13 protein-coding genes are annotated in these 20,083 nt (G+C 40.4%); 4 read left to right on the plus strand and 9 right to left on the minus strand.

The window, feature by feature from the left end; genetic code table 11:
* Window positions 1–101: 101 nt before the first annotated feature.
* Window positions 102–1,814 (plus strand): RNA/DNA-binding domain-containing protein, encoded by a 1,713-nt coding sequence (locus tag IEV98_RS17565; RefSeq protein WP_188507339.1) that lies wholly within the window; start codon window positions 102–104, stop codon window positions 1,812–1,814.
* 412 nt (window positions 1,815–2,226) lie between these two features.
* On the opposite strand, the gene IEV98_RS17570 is transcribed toward IEV98_RS17565, so the two are convergent.
* The 8 genes from IEV98_RS17570 to IEV98_RS17605 all read right to left on the minus strand — a co-directional run bounded on the left by IEV98_RS17570 (window position 2,227) and on the right by IEV98_RS17605 (window position 12,375).
* Window positions 2,227–3,468, minus strand: a complete 1,242-nt coding sequence (locus tag IEV98_RS17570; protein WP_188507340.1) for an ApeA N-terminal domain 1-containing protein — start codon at window positions 3,466–3,468, stop codon at window positions 2,227–2,229.
* A 30-nt stretch (window positions 3,469–3,498) separates the two neighbouring features.
* On the minus strand, window positions 3,499–5,064 hold the full coding sequence (locus tag IEV98_RS17575; RefSeq protein WP_188507341.1) for a hypothetical protein: 1,566 nt from the start codon (window positions 5,062–5,064) through the stop codon (window positions 3,499–3,501).
* Window positions 5,065–5,072: 8 nt separating this feature from the next.
* A complete protein-coding gene (locus IEV98_RS17580; protein ID WP_188507342.1) occupies window positions 5,073–8,354 on the minus strand; it encodes an ATP-binding protein in 3,282 nt (1,093 codons plus the stop codon).
* A 132-nt stretch (window positions 8,355–8,486) separates the two neighbouring features.
* Entirely contained in the window at window positions 8,487–9,173 is a 687-nt protein-coding gene (locus tag IEV98_RS17585; protein ID WP_188507343.1) for a DUF2971 domain-containing protein, read from the minus strand.
* Between the two features lie 159 nt (window positions 9,174–9,332).
* Window positions 9,333–10,277 carry a hypothetical protein gene (locus IEV98_RS17590; protein WP_188507344.1) on the minus strand — a complete coding sequence of 315 codons (945 nt, stop codon included), beginning with the start codon at window positions 10,275–10,277 and terminating at the stop codon, window positions 9,333–9,335.
* Window positions 10,274–11,119 (minus strand): hypothetical protein, encoded by an 846-nt coding sequence (locus IEV98_RS17595; RefSeq protein ID WP_188507345.1) that lies wholly within the window; start codon window positions 11,117–11,119, stop codon window positions 10,274–10,276. The genes IEV98_RS17590 and IEV98_RS17595 overlap by 4 nt, the downstream gene beginning before the upstream one ends.
* Complete coding sequence (locus IEV98_RS17600) at window positions 11,116–11,859, minus strand: hypothetical protein (RefSeq protein ID WP_188507346.1); 744 nt, start codon at window positions 11,857–11,859, stop codon at window positions 11,116–11,118. The genes IEV98_RS17595 and IEV98_RS17600 overlap by 4 nt, the downstream gene beginning before the upstream one ends.
* A 42-nt stretch (window positions 11,860–11,901) precedes the next feature.
* Window positions 11,902–12,375: a hypothetical protein gene (locus tag IEV98_RS17605; RefSeq protein WP_188507347.1), complete on the minus strand. Its 474-nt coding sequence runs from the start codon at window positions 12,373–12,375 to the stop codon at window positions 11,902–11,904.
* 594 nt (window positions 12,376–12,969) lie between these two features.
* On the opposite strand from IEV98_RS17605, the gene IEV98_RS17610 reads away from it, so the two are divergent.
* The 3 genes from IEV98_RS17610 to IEV98_RS17620 are packed head-to-tail and all read left to right on the plus strand — an operon-like array spanning window position 12,970 to window position 19,638.
* Window positions 12,970–15,036, plus strand: coding sequence for a DUF3738 domain-containing protein (locus IEV98_RS17610; protein ID WP_188507348.1), 2,067 nt, complete (start codon window positions 12,970–12,972; stop codon window positions 15,034–15,036).
* An 11-nt stretch (window positions 15,037–15,047) separates the two neighbouring features.
* Window positions 15,048–18,281, plus strand: a complete 3,234-nt coding sequence (locus IEV98_RS17615; protein WP_188507349.1) for a SusC/RagA family TonB-linked outer membrane protein — start codon at window positions 15,048–15,050, stop codon at window positions 18,279–18,281.
* 10 nt (window positions 18,282–18,291) lie between these two features.
* Window positions 18,292–19,638 carry a RagB/SusD family nutrient uptake outer membrane protein gene (locus IEV98_RS17620; RefSeq protein WP_188507350.1) on the plus strand — a complete coding sequence of 449 codons (1,347 nt, stop codon included), beginning with the start codon at window positions 18,292–18,294 and terminating at the stop codon, window positions 19,636–19,638.
* An 80-nt stretch (window positions 19,639–19,718) separates the two neighbouring features.
* Here the strand turns inward: IEV98_RS17620 and IEV98_RS17625 are convergent, their stop codons facing one another.
* A complete protein-coding gene (locus IEV98_RS17625) occupies window positions 19,719–20,066 on the minus strand; it encodes a hypothetical protein (RefSeq protein WP_188507351.1) in 348 nt (115 codons plus the stop codon).
* Between the last annotated feature and the right edge of the window lie 17 nt (window positions 20,067–20,083).

The following is a 20,083-nucleotide window of genomic DNA, read 5'->3' on the forward strand; positions in this document are numbered from 1 at the left end:
AATTGAAAATCAATACGTTGCTAGTATTACTTGAATAGTTTTAACAACCGATGAATCTCTGCATTTTTTCTATATTTGTCTCTCAACAACTACCAATCTAAATGACTATTGAGCAACTTAAACGCCTAAGGGAGAGCGAAGACAATATTGAATTCAAGGAAGCTAAACGGAACTTTCCGTACAATGGCGGCTCGCATCGCGAGCAGTCCAGCCGGAGGAAATGTGTATTAGGGTACATTACCGCATTGAGCAACGAAGGGGGTGGAATGTTGGTGTTGGGTATGGCAGATCAATTGCCGCACCTAGTGGTCGGCACCGATTTTGCAGTAGGTAAAATTGGCGAAACAGCCGATGATATTTACTCCCGTTTACAGATGCGGGTGGTTATAGAAGAGCTGTTTGAGGGTGATAAGAGGATAGTTGTATTCCATGTGCCATCACGCCCCGTTGGCAAATTAATGAAGTTTGAAGGTGTTCCATTAATGCGGGTGGGAGATAGTTTGCGCAATATGTCAGATGAGGAAATGTTTAAGGTGCTTTCGGAATCGGAGCCAGACTTTTCGGCTACGTTCTGTACTGGTGTTACTATTTCCGATTTAGACGACGAGGCTATGGAAATTCTAAAAGCACAGTATGCGCAAAAACAACAGAACCCTGCGTTCAGGTCACTTTCAAACCTGCATGCACTTAATGATCTTGGGCTGATTATCGACGGCAAAGTTACCTATGCTGGGTTGATTTTGCTTGGTAAACGAGATGTAATACAACGATATTTACCCCAAGCGAAAATTATTTTGGAATACCGAAATCAAGAGTCGCAGATTCCTTTTGATTGGCGTGAGGAAATATGTGACCCTTTGTTCATCGCTATTGACCGCGCTTGGCAATTGATTCATTCACGTAATTCGTTAGATCATCACAGCGTTGGTCCTTATATTTTCGATATTCAGGTGTTTGACGAATTGGTTATACGTGAGGGGCTTTTGAATTCGGTTACCCACCGTGACTACCGGTTGACGTCTGAGGTGGTTGTCAAGCAATACCCCCGTAAACTCGTTATTAACAACCCCGGAGGCTTCCCAAAAGGGGTTTCCATAGAAAATCTACTTTCCGTAAGCAGCACCCCACGCAGTCGATTGATTGCCGATGTGTTGCTTAAAACCGGTTTGGTCGAGCGCTCTGGACAAGGTGTCGATAAGATATTTGCTCTTACGCTACAGCAAGGGAAGCCGATGCCAGATTATAGCTATTCCGACCCGTTTCAGGTATCGTTGGTCCTGGATCACCGAGTTATTAATGGTAACTTTCGCCAGTTTTGTCAGCTGGCTGCCGAACAATTGGATGAAGGGGAACACTTGGGAGTATATGAAATCATGACGTTGGTTGTCGTTCGTGACGGATTATCCATCCGTCCTGAATATACAAGTAGTTTAGAAAGGCTTGTGGCACTTGGGTTGGTTGCTCGTGTTGGTTCTAATAAAAGTAAGAGATATGTTCTTGGAGGTTTATATGAAGCCCTGACAGCCGAATCTGCCAAGGTAGGCAATTATACCGCCCATGAAATTGGTATCATTGCTAACCTGTTTAAGAATAAGGATGACACAAACCGTATGGGGGCTATAGTCGATACATTTGGAACATCCTATACACGGGAGCAGGTTAAATTTCTGGTTGAAAAATTAGTCTCCGATGGCGTATTGGTCAAGGAGGGTAGGGGTAACACAACTTCGTACAGGTTGGCTCCGCAATTTTTTTCTAATGAAGGCAATTTGGAAGGTGAGATTTATAGCCACTTGGAGACGGCACATAGCTAAGAATTCATTCCCCAACTTTCTGGGTTTATTCCCCAACTTCTATAAGAAGTGGTAATCAGCCTAGTTTTAAAAATATTATTAAAATATTGATATTTAGATAAATGGTATAATTATATCAATAAAAAGTCATTCCCCAACTTCACATTTCTTCCTTGTATGAATTACGGGTAAGTACCCCCAGTGCACGGGCGGCTCCACTTTAGTGGAGCCGCCCGTGCACTGGGGGTAGTATAACGTTATTATTTTTCTCGTCAAGTAGGAACCACCCGAACTTTCGTAGAAAGTTCGGGTGGTTCCTACTTAAAGAAAGACAATACCACTCCCTATAAGAAGATGCCTTCTTTTAAAAATAAATTCAGACTACTTGTGCACTTTTCCAAAGGTAAGAAGCGAATATAAGACTTCCAAATTTTTAATTTTCCAACTGACTTTGACGCAAATAATCATACCCCAAAATTCTATTTACAGCTTGTATTTCCCTATAGACTGATCGTCCTTTTTTAATTATCTTATCGATAATGATCTGAGAAACATCAATTTCTTGGAGTAATCTGATAGCAACAATGATATCTAGCACTAGACTGATATAGAGCAGTTCGAAATCTGAGAAAATATTTTGATTTTCTATATTACTGTGAACATGGTAGTCACGGGATCGAATGATATTTGAAACAAAATCGTCTAGGTTTTCGTTTGTAACGTCTGTCATCTTAATGATGAGTTCGTCGTTGTCTTTAAGAAATTGTTTGAGTGTGGGTTTCTTCTGTTGTCCAAAACGCTTGCCGTATGCTTCCAAGCATGAGATGGAATTGGTAAATCTTTTACTATGACTTAATTTTCCGGTAGTTTGATTGTCCAATAGCTTGGTGACACAAAAGGAAAATGATTCGTTGTTAAATATGCTGTCAAATAGGCGAGGTAAATCCGGCAATAAATCATTAAAATCGATTGTAAAATATGTAAAGGTGCTACCCTTATATACGTCATCCTGGAAATATAGACTTCCCCAGCTTTCGCAATCCAAGCATTGGAAATTGAAATAATTAAACTGGCAGGTCTGTCCGCTTATGAATTGAATGAGTTTTTGAAAGGTACGATAAACGTCGATTGCACCAATTACCTTGACCGTTGTATCAGAAGTGAATTTAACCGAACCTCGTGTTTTTGAACTAAATTGGCCCCGCCCGAATGTGCTGTCTACCGAAAAGACCAATTCAATAGCTAACTTAATGTTCTCAATTCTAAAAGAATGGAGTTCTTCAGTGTCGAAATTTAATATTTTATTTGATAAATCTATGTCAAGGTTTGGTTGTCGCCAAATAGTTAATTCGTCATTAGATATACTGAACTTTTTGAATACAAGGGAACGCGGTTCCACTAAATGATGTGGATGTATAAAACAGTATTGTGGCAGATATGTGGCATTGCTTGTCAGGCCGCTCGACGTAGATTTAATATGGCAATCCAAAAAAGTCAGATATCCAAGTCCTGTAAAGGCTCCAAGTATTGTTTGATGCTTGTAATGTACCTTATCGGAAACTAAATTTGTTTCTAATGACACTTCTCCATCTTTGAATGTCAGTATACAAAAGCATCGCTTGGCCTCGTTTTCTGAAAACCAGACCTCACCATGATATCTTTCTTTTTTTAGCATATTACTAACTTCTTGATTTAAATCTACATGTCACTGTAAGAATCTCTTTTCTAATGTATTGAGTGTGAATATCGATTTTTCTAAAATATCTTCAAATACGTCCTTGTAATTACTATCAGATAAGCCAAAATATTCCATGGCCTTTTTACAATCTTTATTGGTTTCACTGAAACTATGTGCGATCAATCCAGATCGCAGACTTTGAAGATGCCTTAAAAACACAAACATGTCCGGAATAGTAATATCATGATACTCTAAGAACTTTTCAAGCTTTCCTATACCTTTGATGCCTTTAGGAATTTCAATACCTTTTGCTAATTCTTTCTCATTTAATCTATCTATCGTTAATTTGACGACGGTTAGCGCTTGTTCACAGAAGGCCTTTATGTTGTTTGATGATATGCAATGAAGGGCCGTAAACAGATGCTCATCTTGTTTTGCGAGGGGTTTATATAGCTTCCATCCAAATTTCTGTTCCCATTTTTTGTTGAACTCTTCGTATTTATCTTTAAAGAACAAATCTATTGCATCTGGCTGTTCTGCCCAATTGCCATCGATCATCGTCCGGTAATACGTACGGCTTAACCCCATTCCAGCCTTTGGAGGAATGTTATACTGCTTCCAATGGAGTTGTTCCGTATGTGGCAAAGATTTTAAATCTGATAAAAATACGGGTACGTACTCTCCGACGTTGTTATCACATTTTAATGTGAAGAATCTTGACTTAACACCGAATCCGTCTACTTGGTATTTGCCGGGGTCGTTATAATACTTATCAAGAACCTCTTTTTTAAAGAAAGTAGTTTTAAAGTCAATCCTTTCAGCGTCGCAACTCTCATAAATTAGATTGCCTTCTTCGTCATACCCTGTAATGAAAGATTCATATTTATATTCGGGGTCAAAATGAGTTTTCTTTATCGGATTAGGACCGATAAAGACCTTGCCCATGATCCAGCTCTGAAATTCTCCGGCAATGTTGCGAATAAGATGGCTATAAGTCGAATAGTCATTTTGAATCAGCTCTTCTTTAAAAGCGACTTGCCAATCTTTAGGTATCTCACTTGTAAGTCGCATATAATCAAAGCATACTACGAGATGCATATCCCGAATGGTAATGTATTCTTTTAAGTACCTAATTCTAACTCTAATTTGTTTGGGTTCGACCACTATTACTTCATCCAATTCTCCGTAGTCATCGACGTAATAGAATGTTCTATTTTGCTTGTTCTTGCCTCGCTCATACAGTTTAAAATATAGCACAAATTCTTCTGAGATATCGATATAATGCTCATAGCCATCGTTATATGAAAAGTGTTTGTAAAACAGAAAGGGCTCAACGCCTTCTTCGTCATATGTTTTATAAGTATTGTCTCCATATACAGATGGTTTGCCTTCGCTACCTTTTCGAATAGACCAGGAATATTGTTCACCCTCTGCTTGGCGTTTACTTTCAGAAATCAGATAACAAAAAATACCTGCGGAATCTTTAAAGTCAATGGTGTCGCTTCCATAAATCTTTAACCAACCATCGCGGGAGACGAATCTTGATTCGATTTCAGCTATTTTATCTGTTAAAAGAAAGTAGTCCTTTTGCATTTTATTTATTAGTAGAAGTCAACGGGATTATTAATTGTTACGCTTGACGTCTGTCGATCGGCTTTCCCTTCTATTTCAAAAGAAGCTAGCTGTATAAATTTTTGGAAACTTTCAAAAAAGGGTTTTAGATCAACTTCTGAACAGTACGTATGTATAAGTTTGACGCAGTTGCCCGGAAAATAATAAAGACTTTGGAAGTATGTGCCATCACTTGATTTAGAAGTGATTGCGTTAATTAGAATCTCTTTGATTTCTAATCGAACAATTTTCTTTGGATAAGTTTTGTACAACTCTAATTCTGCCAGAACAGTATAGTCCGCATTTGGATATTTTGCAATTTCAGCAGGCTTAAGTCCCAGCTTTTTTATAAAGCTACGGTCTTCGTCGGCAAGAATACCTTGGTCGTATCTTTTTTTGCTACCTGTCCTTGTGCTTTTATCTGCTGTCGCGGTTACGTATTTTATTCCGGCATTTTCTAATCGTTGAATACCTGCCTTTTCTCTATCAGAAATACGTACATAATATCGTAAAAGGTCGAGCATTGATTTTAAATCTTCAGCGCGATTGGATCGTATTACATTTTCTACGTCACGATACTCTACTTCGCTTCTACCATAGTCATACTGTCTAAGAGTGTCGTGCAATTGACAGTTAAAAATTTGCTCAGGCAGCTTGTTAATAAATTTGGGTGATAACAGAAACCAATCAATTCTTAAACTGTCAATATTGAAATTGCTGTGAATAAATGGTAGGATTGTGACTTCCTTATTTTCGATATACTCCACCAATAGGTGTCGGTAACCTTTTTCGGATTGGTTCTGAATGGAAGTAATTAGGTTAATGGATTGTTCTTCATTGATGAAATTTAGTCTTTCGAATATTGGAAGAGCGTTGAAAATGCTATGAAGGCTATAATCTTTCCTGTTATAATATTTACTCCAAAAGGAGCTAATTTGACTGATGTCTATTTTTTTGCTACGATGATTTACTAACCTGATGTAATTAAGAATCTTTTTATGGAAGTCGAAACTGCCTTGGGCTTTATATTTGGATACAAATTCCTCAAAATCTAAATTTAAATAGTCATTATTTTTGTGAATGTAGCCCAATGCAAAGATATTGTCCTTCGCTTCATTCAATATCCAACTTGCTTGGTAAAGGCTATAACCTTTTTTCTGAAAAAGATTTTCAAGCCTATTAATCGCAGATATTTCGCTTTTATCGACATATTCCGTAATAATGTCTGTAAAATCTTGAAAATCGTTAATGTTTTTGTGAAGATAAAGGTTTATCAAGATGAACCTAAGACGTTCATAAGTATACTGGTCGAAATCAGTGTTTAACAATTTTTTGATTTGCACCACAGATCCTGGTTTGCTTTGCCTGTCAAAAAATTCACGTTCGTTGTTGATATCATCTTCGAGCTTTTCTTTAAACTGGGAAGTATCATAATGTTGGTCACTATGTAGATTGTAAAGGATAGAATTGTCTCCACTTTTGATATAATACAACATTGCAAATAGGTAACCATTACTGGTTATATATTCTTCGTCAAAACCTAAGAAGTCCAAATAAGTCAGATAGGTGAACAAGAAATCGTTTGATGTCGAAATGTGGTCTCTGTTGATTGTGTTAATGATCAAGGAAAAATCATAAATATTTCCAAGGGTTATTTCATCTTTACTGATATCTGAAAGATTGTCTCTTAGCTGGTTGTAAAACGCTCTTAAGCCTTCAATGTCAATTGTTTTGGAGAGCAATTCTTCGAAATAATTGATATCAGTATATTTTTTGAAGATTTTTGTTTCGGCGTTTATCGGTAGGTTAAAGGAATTTAGTCGCGATAAATACTTAATCTCGCCAGACATGATTGAGTTCGTAACCTTCGTATTTACCCTTTGCTTCGTTCTCGAAAAATTCGTAGTCCTCCTTCTTAAATATGTGTTGAAGCTGTCATGGAACAATGTGATTCTATTCAGCCTAATTTCGAATAGGTAAGGGTGTTCATTAACAAATTCTATAATATAGGAGCCAAGTTCTTCTCCCATCAGTAGTGAAATCTCTGATTTGAAAAAATAGGAGTAAGAACATAAAAACAACGATAACGAGGTAAGCCCTTTTTCATTTTTCAGCACTGTACCATAGTACTCGTCTATACTTTGTAAGCTGTTAATGATGGGAAGTTCTTTGGTTTTTTTAAAGTGTTCAGCAATATATCTTACAAGTATTGGGTAGCCATTGGTAATCCTGTATATTTTTTCGACGATTTGATGCTCTTGTATTTGAAAAAGAGAGTTTAATACCTTCTTTGTTTGGCCCTTATTCCAGTTTTTTAGAACAATCTTCCTCCATTTAATTTCAAAAAGCAGCGGTCTGGATAGTACAATTATCTTGTTGTATATTTTGGCTTTATCTATAAATTGAATGAAATTTTCCAATTCCCCGCTGTTGTAATTTTCTACATGATCAAGGCCGTCAATGATAATTGTGTTTTTACTTTTTCTTAATTTCTCTAATATTCGAGTCTCATCGTAATGCTTCTGATCGTGAAACAAAAGCTTTGAAATATTAAAAAGAAACTGACCATACTTTAACCGAGTTAGATAATCTTTGTCTTGACTACCTATCCAAAATCGGTATACAAGCGGTGATTGGGTTTTATTCTTTAATTCTTCGACCAAATGGCTTTTCCCAACTCCTGGCTTGCCTTCTATAAATATAATATTTTCTTTAAGCAAAATGCCTCGTCCAACGATTACAGTCTTCTCTGTGAGTTTGGTGTTAAATACGGGAATAGATGGAAGGTCAATCAAATCAATCGTCCATTTTCGTTTGTCGAGTATTTCATTAAAATACTGTTTTATTATTCTTTCTCGGTTCTCATTAGCTTTGTATAACTTATCTGTAATGCCGTCAATTTTCATTCGATCAATACTCACAATAAACAGATTATCTGTTTGTAAAGCGTTTATTCCAAAAATTTTACAGTTTGTTTCTATATCTATTTCCTTAAAAAATAAAATATTGATATGGCTTGAAAGTTGATGCGTGTTGTTTTTGATTTTAACTTGGTTGTTCGATATTTCAATGTCAGATAATTTTACTCCAGCAAAGTCTTTTATCTGTACAAAATAGTGTTCGCTGTCTGTAGTTAGGTGAATATCATCAAAGTTGTGATTAACATCTGCTTCTATGGATATATGCTTAATTTTTCGTTCCACATCCATTTTGGACAGAAACAATAAAGTAACCTGCTGCTGATAAGTATATCCACTGAAAGCGTTTCTCATGATTCCAATAATTAACCTTTACATGCCTTATTTGGGTGTTCTTAGTTTTTTACAGAGCGCATTTCTGCAACGAGGTCTTTGAATTTCAGGTAATAGCTGTGATTTATATGCTTACTGCGTTTATTTATATATTTATGACCGTAATTGGATTTCCGATACGGAAAAACTGTTTATTAATTTAGCATCGCGTAATATTTTTTTAATATTTTCTTTTTTCCATTTTTCCATACGGGGATGACAAACAACTTTCATCTCAAGTGAGGATAAATCTATCTGTTTAGATAGGATCATGGCTGTCTCCTTGTTTTCTAACAATACGGATTTATTTATCTTGATAACATATCTTACCTCTTTTTCATGTGCGTAACTTTTGTCTTTCCTAAGACCGACCTTCTTTACTTTATTGAGAGATTCTTGTGAAAATTTGTCTTCATCTAGAAAATCTTGATAGTCTACTTTTCCACAGTAGAAATTATGAATGGGTATTTTTGTGTCTGGATCAGGAACAAGAGATTCATTTAAGTTCTTGAAAGGGATTTTTATAGCGACACCATCTTGATTTGAATATAGGTTCCACATAGCCATTGATTCCCGTACTTCATGAAACCAACACAATACATAATGAGTAGATTGTAATTCTATGATTTTTTGTGTTCTCCCGCTTAAATTTGTTTGTGTACCATCTTTGTTTTTGTTAAAGGCGGAAAGGAGGTTTTCTGTAATATTGAAATCTCCTTCCTTATATTGACTAGAGAGCTTAACGATTTTGCGAATAATTTCGGTAGTGATTCCCTCAAAGGGGTCTTCAAATGAAGTCATTCTGTTGAATACGAATCTTTTAAAATTGATTAGATAAATGAATTTGTGGATATCGATATATCTCCACAGATAATCGTTGTCTTTTGGAAGATGTTTATTTGATATAATCTTCAACTTCTTCATTTGGGATATAGGTTGAGATTAAAATACCATTATTGTTCAAAACGATTGATCATAAAACTCGCCCATATCGCCAAACTTGAGGACGTAAGAGTAATCAAGATATTTATACATTTTTTTGCTTTCAGGAATTAGACCTACTGCAACTACATTGGGGTGTGCGCAAAAGGATGAGGCTAAATGGACAAATATTTGTTCGAAAATACTTAGATAATTTGGCGTTAATATTTTCAGAAATTCATAAATACTTATCCTTTCAAGTTTGGCCTTTTTATGCTTTAGTTCGATAGTCGGCGTAAGTATATCATTATTAGGTTTTTGACTAAAGTTAGAAACCGTTACTGTTGATAACCTGTGGTCTAAACCATTTCTTAATTCTCTTATAATAGTTGTGAAGTACGTTATTCTATCCATAGCTTTATAGAATTGACTGTTTTGTCCATATTTATTTTTAACTATCTCAACAAAAGTTGGAAAATGGGATTGTTTTGTGATTTTTTCACCCGCATAGAATATAGAGAGAATTGATATCAAAATTTGTTCAAGATGATCACAACGCTGAACTATAGCTTTACATCGAGGTTCCAGATGCAGAATACTAGGTAGCCTGAAATCTTCATTATTTTTCCTTCGCAATTCATAGTCGTCGATTTCCTTTTTCTCCATAACATTGTATCTTTGGATATCATCTTCTAAGACAAATATTTCCGATAAAATTTCATTAACAAGCGGTATAATTCTTTCGATTTCAGTGACCTTGATGTATTCTTTTTTAAACAATACCAAAGCTGTTAAAAAGATACGGCCGACAACTTCTGAATTAATTCCCTCGTTTACTATTAGTTTCTGGCTAGGAGAATTACTCGAAAATCCCGTGACTTCATAAATTGCCCGCTCTTTAAGAACAACAACCTTATCACCAAAGAATTTCATTACTTGTATACCCCCTTCACTAGGATTACCGATATCTATTTTTCCACTCATACGCTTGCTTCATTTTTCTCGATTAACCTCAACAATGCATGGATAGTAGCAAGATAATGATAAAACATCCAGCTCAACCATATCGCTTTGTCATAGCCTGTTTTTTGTATTTCATTATGATGTCTAATTCCGAAGTTGTTGGCGATGTTGAATAGTTCGTTTTCATCTTTCTTGTCTAAATATATTTTAGCCTTTGGACGCAAATACTCCAGTACATCGACAAGTTCTCTGACGGCCTCATGCCTTTCAGATATACTGGATTTATACCGTCTAAACTTCAATATTGATTTTTCGATCCGTGATGAAACGTTTTGTTCTTCTTTTGTCGGGATGCCAGCAGTCAATATGCTGTGTAGCCCTTGGTCTCCAAGACTAAGAATTTCCCCGTTCACTGATAGCTCGTAAGGTTCCATGTAATCTTTTAGAATCAGGTTCAATAATTCCCTAAAATGTTTCTGTCCTGCTTCATCATCGAAGGTATGATAATGATAGCCGCAATCGTTCCATGAATGATAATCTCCCTCAATGCCTTTAGAGCAGTGATCGTGAAGAAATTCTATGACGTCAAATAAATCATCTTCGGAGTAATTGTCTATTTTTTGGTAGACAGGATATAAGTTTTCTTTTCGAATATTTATGAATATTATAGAGTCGATGTCTCTACCTAATTCTCCTATACACTCCCCATCAACACAGTAATAGCCAAAATACTTCTGGAAATAGCCTTCTTCAGTCATCTTGTTGTATACCGCCATAAATAAGCGTTTTAGAACTGGTAAATTAATTTCCTGGCCGGAGACCATTTTCCCAGTTCTAATAGAATAGTATTCCCTCTTTTTCATAAATCGCTTATTGCGCTGTCGTCACCTGGTCTCCTACTAGCAGTTAAATAAACCCTCCTCCCAAACTCATTCGTCTTACTCTTATCCAGCAATGGCACCCCACTTTTCCTATTCGTATAATGATTGATTACGCGAATCATATTTCTGGGATGAAAATTGTCACCGAAATGTTTGCGGCATCGCCGCAGTATATCCAAGGCGGTTTTAGTCTCATCGAAGAAGCCTTCCGAAAGCAGCGCATCAATGAAACTTTGTACTTCATCAAATGGCACAACATTCAACGGTGTCGGAAGCTCGACCAATTTCTTTTCCTCAATAACCGTTGTGAATGGTTCGTATACGTCTCTATTCTTTTCGTTTCGCGGATCGATAAATTCATCCCATCTGGTTGGAGTTTTTCTCTTGGTTATTTCCCAAACCCAAAGCCGAACTTCATTTCGATATTTAGTCACCTTAAGGTGATAGGTATCTTCTTCAACTACCGGTGGCGAGAAGGTGGATAGAGGCTCATTGAATATCAGCTCAAGATAGTTCGTGTCGATGATGTTAAAATGGGTGTTCTCAAATGGATCTTCCGCATCGCGGAAGAAAAAGTCGTGCTTACCCAACAAGAAAGAGCATTCGTACGCGGAGTATCCCCATTTTTCACGAAAAGCTTTTGTACGGTAAATTTTTTCAAAGGCGAGGCCATTGAAAATTTGTTTTTTGGTGTTTTTCTTGAAAGGCTTAGGCTTATCCATGCCAATTCTTTGTTCTGGTCACGGAGGCAATTTAATAAAAATCTATGGCCTTTTAAACAACGCTTCTTCTTCGCTCTTGCGGATTAATTTGCCTTCGTCCACCGCTACCTTCACGATTGCTGTGAAATCATTATTGGTCCAAACTTTATCAGCTTGCTTCCCACAGAATGCAGCAATCTCAGAAACGGTATGCCAATCTTTGAAGAACTTTTCTTTCTTCTCTACTAAAAGGAGATGAAGCATTCCTGTTTGTTTAAGTTCTTTGGGTATATCAATTACCTTTTTAGGAACCAATATTTCATCCATTGCGTTAGCTGGATAGAAATCTTCCAATGTGTACATATGATCTAATCCCAAAATCCTCGCCCGTTTAGAAAACGCACGTGCCAGTTTATTTAGATTTTCATCGGTGAATCCATTCTTTCTAAAACTGCTTTCAATACTTCCTAAAAGGTTGTTGTCAGAGTCAGGATACAAAATCCTAGATACATCCCTTTGAGTAAAACCCAATTCCATTCTTATTTGCCGTATTCTGTTGATTATATAAAGTACTATAGCAGGTACTAGGACTGGCTCTTTCATTTAGCCAAATTCCCTGTTGCCTTGTTAATAGTTTGAATGCAAAAATGTTTTTATTATTTTAAATAATTTTGTATCATTGCATTGTGGTTGGTAAATAATTCCAATCCGACGAGTGTTAACAAAGAGTCTCGACTACAAACTCTGACAATTAATCACAGACGAGGCGATAGGTTAATGCCCATAGTTGCTTTTTGCGTACTTTTGTACGACTATAGCGCTGTGGGCTCTATCGTAAATCCGTTTTGTGAGGGGTCAGAGCCTTGTAGTGCGGTTGATAGGGCCTGCTATAGTTTCCGTGCTCTACATATCGGAGAGACTCGTTTTCAAACTAACCATTATGAAAGCGAGTTTTTTATTTTTACGACCTGTTAGTTTTCCATCTCAAATAAGAGAGGAGAGAACGGTATCATCCAAACCGTGGAGAGTTTCCACGAAAAATCTTTATAAAAACATCATCAGCAAACCCGTTTGATTCGGTGTAAGAAACCTGAATTAACCATTTTTCTTACACCTAAAATCAAATATTAGATGAAGCAATTTTTACGCTTAGTGGGCTTGTATTGCCTAAAGCGAACACAAGCAATTGACCATATACATCAACAATACACATCGGATACGCAAAATATTTGCGCAGGAAACTCGCAAACACTTCCGGCTTTTCTCCGTACTTTCTTCCCACTTTCTCCTGACATCTGCTATGGATTGGCTAAGGCCTGGCTAACCCGTCGCTATAAAATCGTTAGCCACCGCACGGCTAGGGGATACCCGGGGGATAGCGGATGGCAGAACAAGGTCAGGAGAAAGTCGGGTAAAGGTATGTCCGTGGTTGGGAAAGCCCTGCCAATCCCGTGCTTCAGCCCACCTTCCCTTACCCTTCCTTCGGGTCCTATCCCCATATGTCCCGCATATACTTCGGTAAAAAGGCCCAAAAGCGATACTTTAGCGAAGGGTAAGCGGCTATATAGCGGGAGAAAGGGACATACGGATAGGCAAGGGATGGGGTGGGGACTTGTTGGAGCCTGCTTGGGGTCCGCTTCGGAGCTTGGGTTGAGCTCCGTGCTAACTCGTTCTGCACTCCATCGACGCCGACCAAACCAAGCCCAGTCGGAGTCCAAACCAAGACCAAACCAAGTCCAGTCGGAGCTCCGAAGCCATACCGAAGAAATCCCTAGCAAAAGACGTGGCCATCGGCATGGCAGTCGAAAAAATATTGAAGAATCATGTGTTTGTACCCATGCGAAGGCCCCAGCCCGTAGCGGGCTGGGCCTCGCTTTGGGGTTGGTGGCGTTTTTCGTGTTTTCCGGGTTCAATGGCTTATATGCACAACCGAGTGCGCAACGCGCAATGGAAACAGACAGCATTACGCCATTACAGATCGGGGATACCATCCCCGAAGCGTTGTGGCACCTACCATTGCAGGTGGTAAACCATCCGGAGGGGAGGGATACTATAACGCTGCGCGATTATAAAGGCAAGCTAATCATCTTGGATTTTTGGCATACCGGATGTGGTGCGTGTATATCGAATTTTCCAAGGCTTGATTCGTTGAGCCAGCTGTTTGATGATAGCTTACTTGTTCTTCCGGTTACTTTTCAGGGCCGACAGCGAGTTAATTCGTTTTTAAAGAAGAATCCGCTTGTCTTAAATTCTAGTTTAGTTTATGCAGTTGAAGACTCCGTACTTCACAAGGCTTTTCCGCATCAGTTGCTCCCGCATTATGTGTGGATAGGCCCGCACGGAAATGTCAATTCGTATACACCTTCGGAATACGTCACGGCGATAAACATTGAAAAATCCCTACATAAACCCAGTGTTACGCTGTTTCGCAAAGAAGATAAACTCAATCATGATTACAACATGCCGATTTTCAATGTAACGGAAAACGCCGGTACGCTGAGACCAGTGTATTATACGGCTTGGGGTAAGCATATCAAAGGCCTTGCTGCAAAATCAGGAATAGTTAATGATTCCTTGAATGCGCAGACCAGATACTATTGTATAAACCATAGTTTGCTTCATTTATATGCAATAGCACTAAATTCAGGTTTGCCGCTGCAACCCAAACGGCGCGTGCTGGAAGTGAATGAGCCGGGTAGGCTGATCCATGATCAGGCAGCTGGTTATTTAAGCAAATGGCAGCAGGAATATACCTACACCTTCGAAACGGTCGTTGTGCATGGCACCTCAAAGCCCGAACTTAACCATACATTGCATCATGAGCTAAACCGCTTTTTCAACCTGGAAGGCCGGATAGAAGAGAGAAACATCCCCAGCGTGGTATTGACGACGGATCAGAAACCCAATGGTAATTTATTTACAAGGGGCAACCAAATGCAAATCTTTCGGGATCCATCCGATAAACACTCGTACATTAAAAACATAACCATAGCCGATCTGGCGCATATGCTTGAAAGAGCCGAGGGAATTAAATACCCCGTAGTGGATAAAACCGGGATGACACAGGCCTTTGATATAAAGCTTGACAAATGGCCTACCTCCCAACAAGAATGGTTTAAAATTTTGCGGGATATCGGCGTGGAAGCGCGGATTGAACCGGCGCTTTTATACGTATTTGTTATTTCAGACCAGCACTAAACCTTACAAACATGATGAATAAAAAAAACTCAAAACCACTCATCGCTATCCTGCTGTTATTGCAGGCTTTTAGCGCATTGAAGGCTCAACAAACGATTTTGGGAAATGTAGTTGACAAAGATACCGGAGCGCCGATAGCCGGTGCAACCGTGTCGATAGGGCTTGCAGGTAATAAATCCATCAGCGATGAAAGCGGCGACTTTTCAATAGAAACGGCTGGCCAAGCGGATACCCTCTACATAAGCAATCTTGGGTATGTTACATATCGTCTTGCACTAACCCCACGCTACTCGGCCCAGTTACTGCGTGTGGCGCTAACACCCGTAGAACGTGTGTTGGAAGAGGTAAATGTCAATACGGGCTACCAGGTGCTGACTAAAGAGCGAGCGACCGGTTCATTCGAGATAATAGACAATAAACTTTTTAACCGCCAGATAAGTACTGACGTGATCAGCAGGCTGGACGGCGTGGTCAATAGCGTGCATTTCGATAAACGGCTGGGCAGCGGTACAGACTTCAGCATACGCGGACTAAGTACCCTCACAACCGCTATCCGGCAGCCGCTTATTGTATTAGATAATTTCCCCTTTGAGGGCGATATAAACAGCTTAAACCCCAATGATATTGAAAACGTTACATTCCTGAAGGATGCTGCGGCCTCGTCAATATGGGGTGTACGGGCCGGAAACGGGGTCGTTGTCATTACCACAAAGAAAGGGCGGCGCAACCAGCCTTTGACCATCGGATTTAATGCGAACGTGAATGTGATTGGTAAACCGGACTTATACTACCAACCAGCTATTTCATCAGCTGATTTTATCGACGTTGAATGGTTTCTCTTTGACCAGGGTTTTTATAATACTGCACTTCAAAACACCACCAACCGGCCGGTCATCTCACCCGTCGTAGAGCTTCTGACTAGCCGGCAGGGTGCGGATGCAGGGACAGTGCAGGCCATCGATCGGGCGATTGGGCAATACCGCAAGTGGGATGTCCGCGATGATTTTCTGAAGCATGTTTACCGAAGCGCGATTAACCGACAATATGCACTTAATTTCTCAGGAGGTACAGAAAAACTGAATTATATCGCGTCTGTGGGCTATGACGATAACCTGAGTAATCTGATTGGCGATGGTTACAGGCGAATGACCATTCGCACCGATCAAGCTTATCGACCCGTTAAGGATCTAGAATTTGCTTTCGGATTTCAATACGCGGCTGGTGCCCGTGATAACAACAGCCAGGGAGGATACGGTGAACTCGCCACGGGTGGCGGGAAGAATTTCCTTTATCCCTATGCCCGTCTCGCGGATGATCAGGGGAATCCACTGGCGCTTGAGCGCGGGCACAGGAAACTGTTTTTGGATACACTTGGGCAGGGACGGTTGCTTAATTGGGAGTCGAAACCGTTGGGTGAACGAGATTTTGCAAACAATTCGTCCACATCGCGGGATATTTTGATACGGGCCGGTGGGAAGTACCGACTAATGGAGGGACTGGATGTATCTGCGCAATATCAATATCAGCAGGGTAGCAGGAGCGCGTTGAATATATACGGACTTGAAACTTACTTTGCACGCGATCTGATAAACAGGTATTCAACCTTAACAGAATCGGGACTCATCTATAATCTGCCCTATGGTGCCATAAGGGATGAAACGGGTGCGACAACAAGGGCCTATGGAATACGGACGCAGATAAACTTAGCAAAGGCATGGAACCTACACCGTGTAGATGCAATTGCGGGAGCAGAGGCGAGGGAATCAACTGCAGAATTGAGCTCAACGCGCAGTTATGGCTTTGATGAGCAGAATTATACCGTAGCGCCGGTAGACTACCTCACAAGGTATCCCATCATCGGTAATCTTTCGGGCAACAACGTGATTCCTTTTGCTGATCGTTTCACGGGCACGATAAGCCGGAATGTGTCTATGTATGCAAATGCTAGTTATAATTATAAGAACAGATATACCATCAGTGCAAGTGCAAGAAGAGATGCCTCCAATGTTTTCGGGGTGGCAACAAATAGCAAATGGGTGCCGCTTTGGTCGGTTGGCACTGCATGGCTTATCTCAGAAGAGACCTTTTACAGAGCCGGATGGCTGCCGTATCTTAAGCTCAGGGCAACGTATGGTTACAGCGGAAATGTAAACAACTCGATTCCGGCTGTGACCACGATTTCGTATCGCTCGCCAACGCTATCAAACAGCATCAACGGCCTCCCGTATGCTGTGATTTCAAATTTTCCTAATCCGAATCTCCGCTGGGAAAAGGTTGGTATGACCAACGTAGGATTGGACTTTTCAACTAAAGGCGCTCGACTTTCCGGCAGTGTTGAATACTACTTCAAAAAATCAATTGATTTGATTAGCCCAGTTCCGTTGGATAGAACCGCCGGTGCCGGCGCGACCATTTCTGCAAACAGTGCAATCTTGAATAACCATGGCGTGGATATAACATTGAACACATTAAATCTAAATGGAACTTTGAAATGGAGCTCTGCGTTGCTGTTCTCTTATAACCGTAATGAAGTTGCCAAATACCTTTTCGATCCGGGCCAATTGACGACATATGTAGGCGCGGATGCTATTATTTTTCCAAAGGAGGGCATGCCTGCATATAACTTAGTGAGTTATCGCTGGAATGGCCTCGACCCGCAGACGGGTGACCCGATAGGCTCGTTGGATGCAAAGCCCAGTAAGGATTATAACGCAATCGTTTACAATGCTACTGAAAATGACCTGGTTTTCCACGGATCCGCGCTGCCGCAGTACTTCGGTAGTTTTAGAAATGATTTGAGCTTCCGTAAATTCTCCTTGTCAGTGAATGTTGTTTATCGGTTCGACTACTATTTCAGGAGGTCGAGTATAAACTATAGCGGATTATTCAACGACTGGTTGGGGCATGCTGATTTCTCGCATCGTTGGCAAGCCCCGGGCCACGAGCGTCATACCAACGTGCCGTCTATGGTTTATCCAGCCAACCCGCAGCGTGATGAAGTTTATGTGAATTCCAGCGCGCTGGTAGCGCGCGGAGACCATATCCGGCTGAAGGATATAAGGGTTTCTTATGAAATTTCACTGGCCGAGCTTAAAAAGCTGAATATGAAAAATGTGAATGTCTTTTTCTATGCAAACGATATTGGAATCATGTGGCGAGCAAATAAGCATAAACTAGATCCGGATTATGGGTATGGTATGCCTGCTGCCCGTAGCATCGCTTTTGGCATTTCAACTACCTTTTAACAAAAAAAAAATGAAGCAACTGACATATTTGATCTTGTTAACGGCGCTAACACTATCGTGCAAAGATTACCTGGATGTAAAACCGGATAAAGCCTTAGCCGTACCGGAGACGATAAAGGATTTTATGGCCATAATTGATGGCCAAGAGATGTCCTACAATTACCCCGCAATAGCGGATGATGCCTCCGATGATCATTTCCTGCCCGTAGACCGGTATGAAGCATTGAGAATCCTTGAGGCACGGCAAAACTATATATGGGATGCCAATGCCCAAAATGAGATTGCATGGTCATCCGCTTACCGGGTGGTGATGAATGCGAATGTCATCTTAGGTGGGTTAGGCAAGCACGATAGTGGATCCGGTTTAACAGTCAACAACGCAAAAGGATGTGCATTCTTTTTTAGGGGGTATAGCTTTTACCACCTAGCGCAGGTGTTTTCGCCTGTATACCGTAAGGAGGATGCAGCTTCACTCGATGGAATTCCCCTGAGACTGACCGCCGATATCACCGAGCAGACAACCAGAGCAACGGTAGAACAAACTTATCAACAGATAATCGATGATTTTAAAAAGGCGGCCACATTGCTTCCGGAGACCCAGCAGGTAAAGACACGGCCTACGCGGGCTGCATCGTTTGCCGCGCTGGCGAGGGTTTATTTAGTGATGAACGAATTTGAACAAGCCAATCGGTTTGCCGATTCAGCGCTACAATCATTTCCGTTTCTTATTGATTTGAATGAGCATGATATCAGGGCTGACATGCCGTTTGACCGTTTTAATAACGAAGTGTTATTCCATTCCACATCTTCGGGCAGGGGTGGGGGGCTAACGCCGAGTAATGCGCGGGTAGATACCAGTCTGATGGCAATGTACGGGCTAAACGACCTTCGCCGCGAGGCATTTTTCCGCGAGGAAGGCGATGGTTATTATAGCTTTAAGGGCAACTATGCAGGACGCAACAACGCATTGCTTTTCAACGGGTTTTCTGCCGGAGAATTGTTGCTGATACGGGCGGAAACGTCGGCAAGGCTCGGAAATATTCCAGGCGGGATGAAAGACCTCAACAGATTGTTGGCTCATCGAATGCAGCGAGGTCAATATACCCCGATGGGCGAGGATTTGTCTGCACAAGAGGCGCTGGAAATTGTGCTTACGGAGCGTAGGAAAGAACTCGCTTTTCGCGGCACCCGATGGAGCGATATAAGGCGGCTAAACAAAGAAGCGGAATTTGCTAAAACCTTGGTGCGGTCATTAGGTGATGAGACGTTCACCTTGCCGCCAAATGATCCCAGATATGTTTTTTTGATACCCTGGAGTGTCATTGAATTATCTGGGATTAAACAGAATCCTCGATAATAGAAAAAGACTTCCCGCATGTATTGGCGGGAAGTCTTTGGATTCGATCCGGCAACCATAGACTTGGTTGCGACCAGCGATTAGTTTCTCAAAACCACCTCGTCTCCCTCGGTATCAAGCGTATTTATTTTACTTGCCAATTGAGGGGATATTTGGGGCTGCCCCGGTGTTCCCTCGGGCGCGTTGATGCCGCAAAGCTCGTTGGAACCTTCGCATGGTTCATCTTCGGGCTCAGGGGCCCGATAGCTGGATGGTGAGGTTTCCGGCAGCCCACCGCCCTTATAGACCCAAAACTGGTTTACCACCGTTTTGGAGTCTTTCTTTTCTTTCCTGTTGTCATCAGTGGCTGCCTTTACGGCAACACTGGCATTTGTTAGTGTGATAGCACAAATCAACGTTAGTGCTATTACGGATAATATCTTTTTCATAATAGTTGAAAAATATT

It is taken from the genome of Parapedobacter pyrenivorans (assembly GCF_014636865.1).
GTDB classification, from domain to species: domain Bacteria; phylum Bacteroidota; class Bacteroidia; order Sphingobacteriales; family Sphingobacteriaceae; genus Parapedobacter; species Parapedobacter pyrenivorans.

What these genes read in the sequence shown, in the direction of transcription:
- IEV98_RS17565 (WP_188507339.1), top strand. Translation starts at nt 102, where the DNA reads ATGACTATTGAGCAACTTAAACGCCTAAGGGAGAGCGAAGACAATATT.
- IEV98_RS17570 (WP_188507340.1), bottom strand. Translation starts at nt 3,468, where the DNA reads ATGCTAAAAAAAGAAAGATATCATGGTGAGGTCTGGTTTTCAGAAAAC.
- IEV98_RS17575 (WP_188507341.1), bottom strand. Translation starts at nt 5,064, where the DNA reads ATGCAAAAGGACTACTTTCTTTTAACAGATAAAATAGCTGAAATCGAA.
- IEV98_RS17580 (WP_188507342.1), bottom strand. Translation starts at nt 8,354, where the DNA reads ATGAGAAACGCTTTCAGTGGATATACTTATCAGCAGCAGGTTACTTTA.
- IEV98_RS17585 (WP_188507343.1), bottom strand. Translation starts at nt 9,173, where the DNA reads ATGACTTCATTTGAAGACCCCTTTGAGGGAATCACTACCGAAATTATT.
- IEV98_RS17590 (WP_188507344.1), bottom strand. Translation starts at nt 10,277, where the DNA reads ATGAGTGGAAAAATAGATATCGGTAATCCTAGTGAAGGGGGTATACAA.
- IEV98_RS17595 (WP_188507345.1), bottom strand. Translation starts at nt 11,119, where the DNA reads ATGAAAAAGAGGGAATACTATTCTATTAGAACTGGGAAAATGGTCTCC.
- IEV98_RS17600 (WP_188507346.1), bottom strand. Translation starts at nt 11,859, where the DNA reads ATGGATAAGCCTAAGCCTTTCAAGAAAAACACCAAAAAACAAATTTTC.
- IEV98_RS17605 (WP_188507347.1), bottom strand. Translation starts at nt 12,375, where the DNA reads ATGGAATTGGGTTTTACTCAAAGGGATGTATCTAGGATTTTGTATCCT.
- IEV98_RS17610 (WP_188507348.1), top strand. Translation starts at nt 12,970, where the DNA reads ATGAAGCAATTTTTACGCTTAGTGGGCTTGTATTGCCTAAAGCGAACA.
- IEV98_RS17615 (WP_188507349.1), top strand. Translation starts at nt 15,048, where the DNA reads ATGATGAATAAAAAAAACTCAAAACCACTCATCGCTATCCTGCTGTTA.
- IEV98_RS17620 (WP_188507350.1), top strand. Translation starts at nt 18,292, where the DNA reads ATGAAGCAACTGACATATTTGATCTTGTTAACGGCGCTAACACTATCG.
- IEV98_RS17625 (WP_188507351.1), bottom strand. Translation starts at nt 20,066, where the DNA reads ATGAAAAAGATATTATCCGTAATAGCACTAACGTTGATTTGTGCTATC.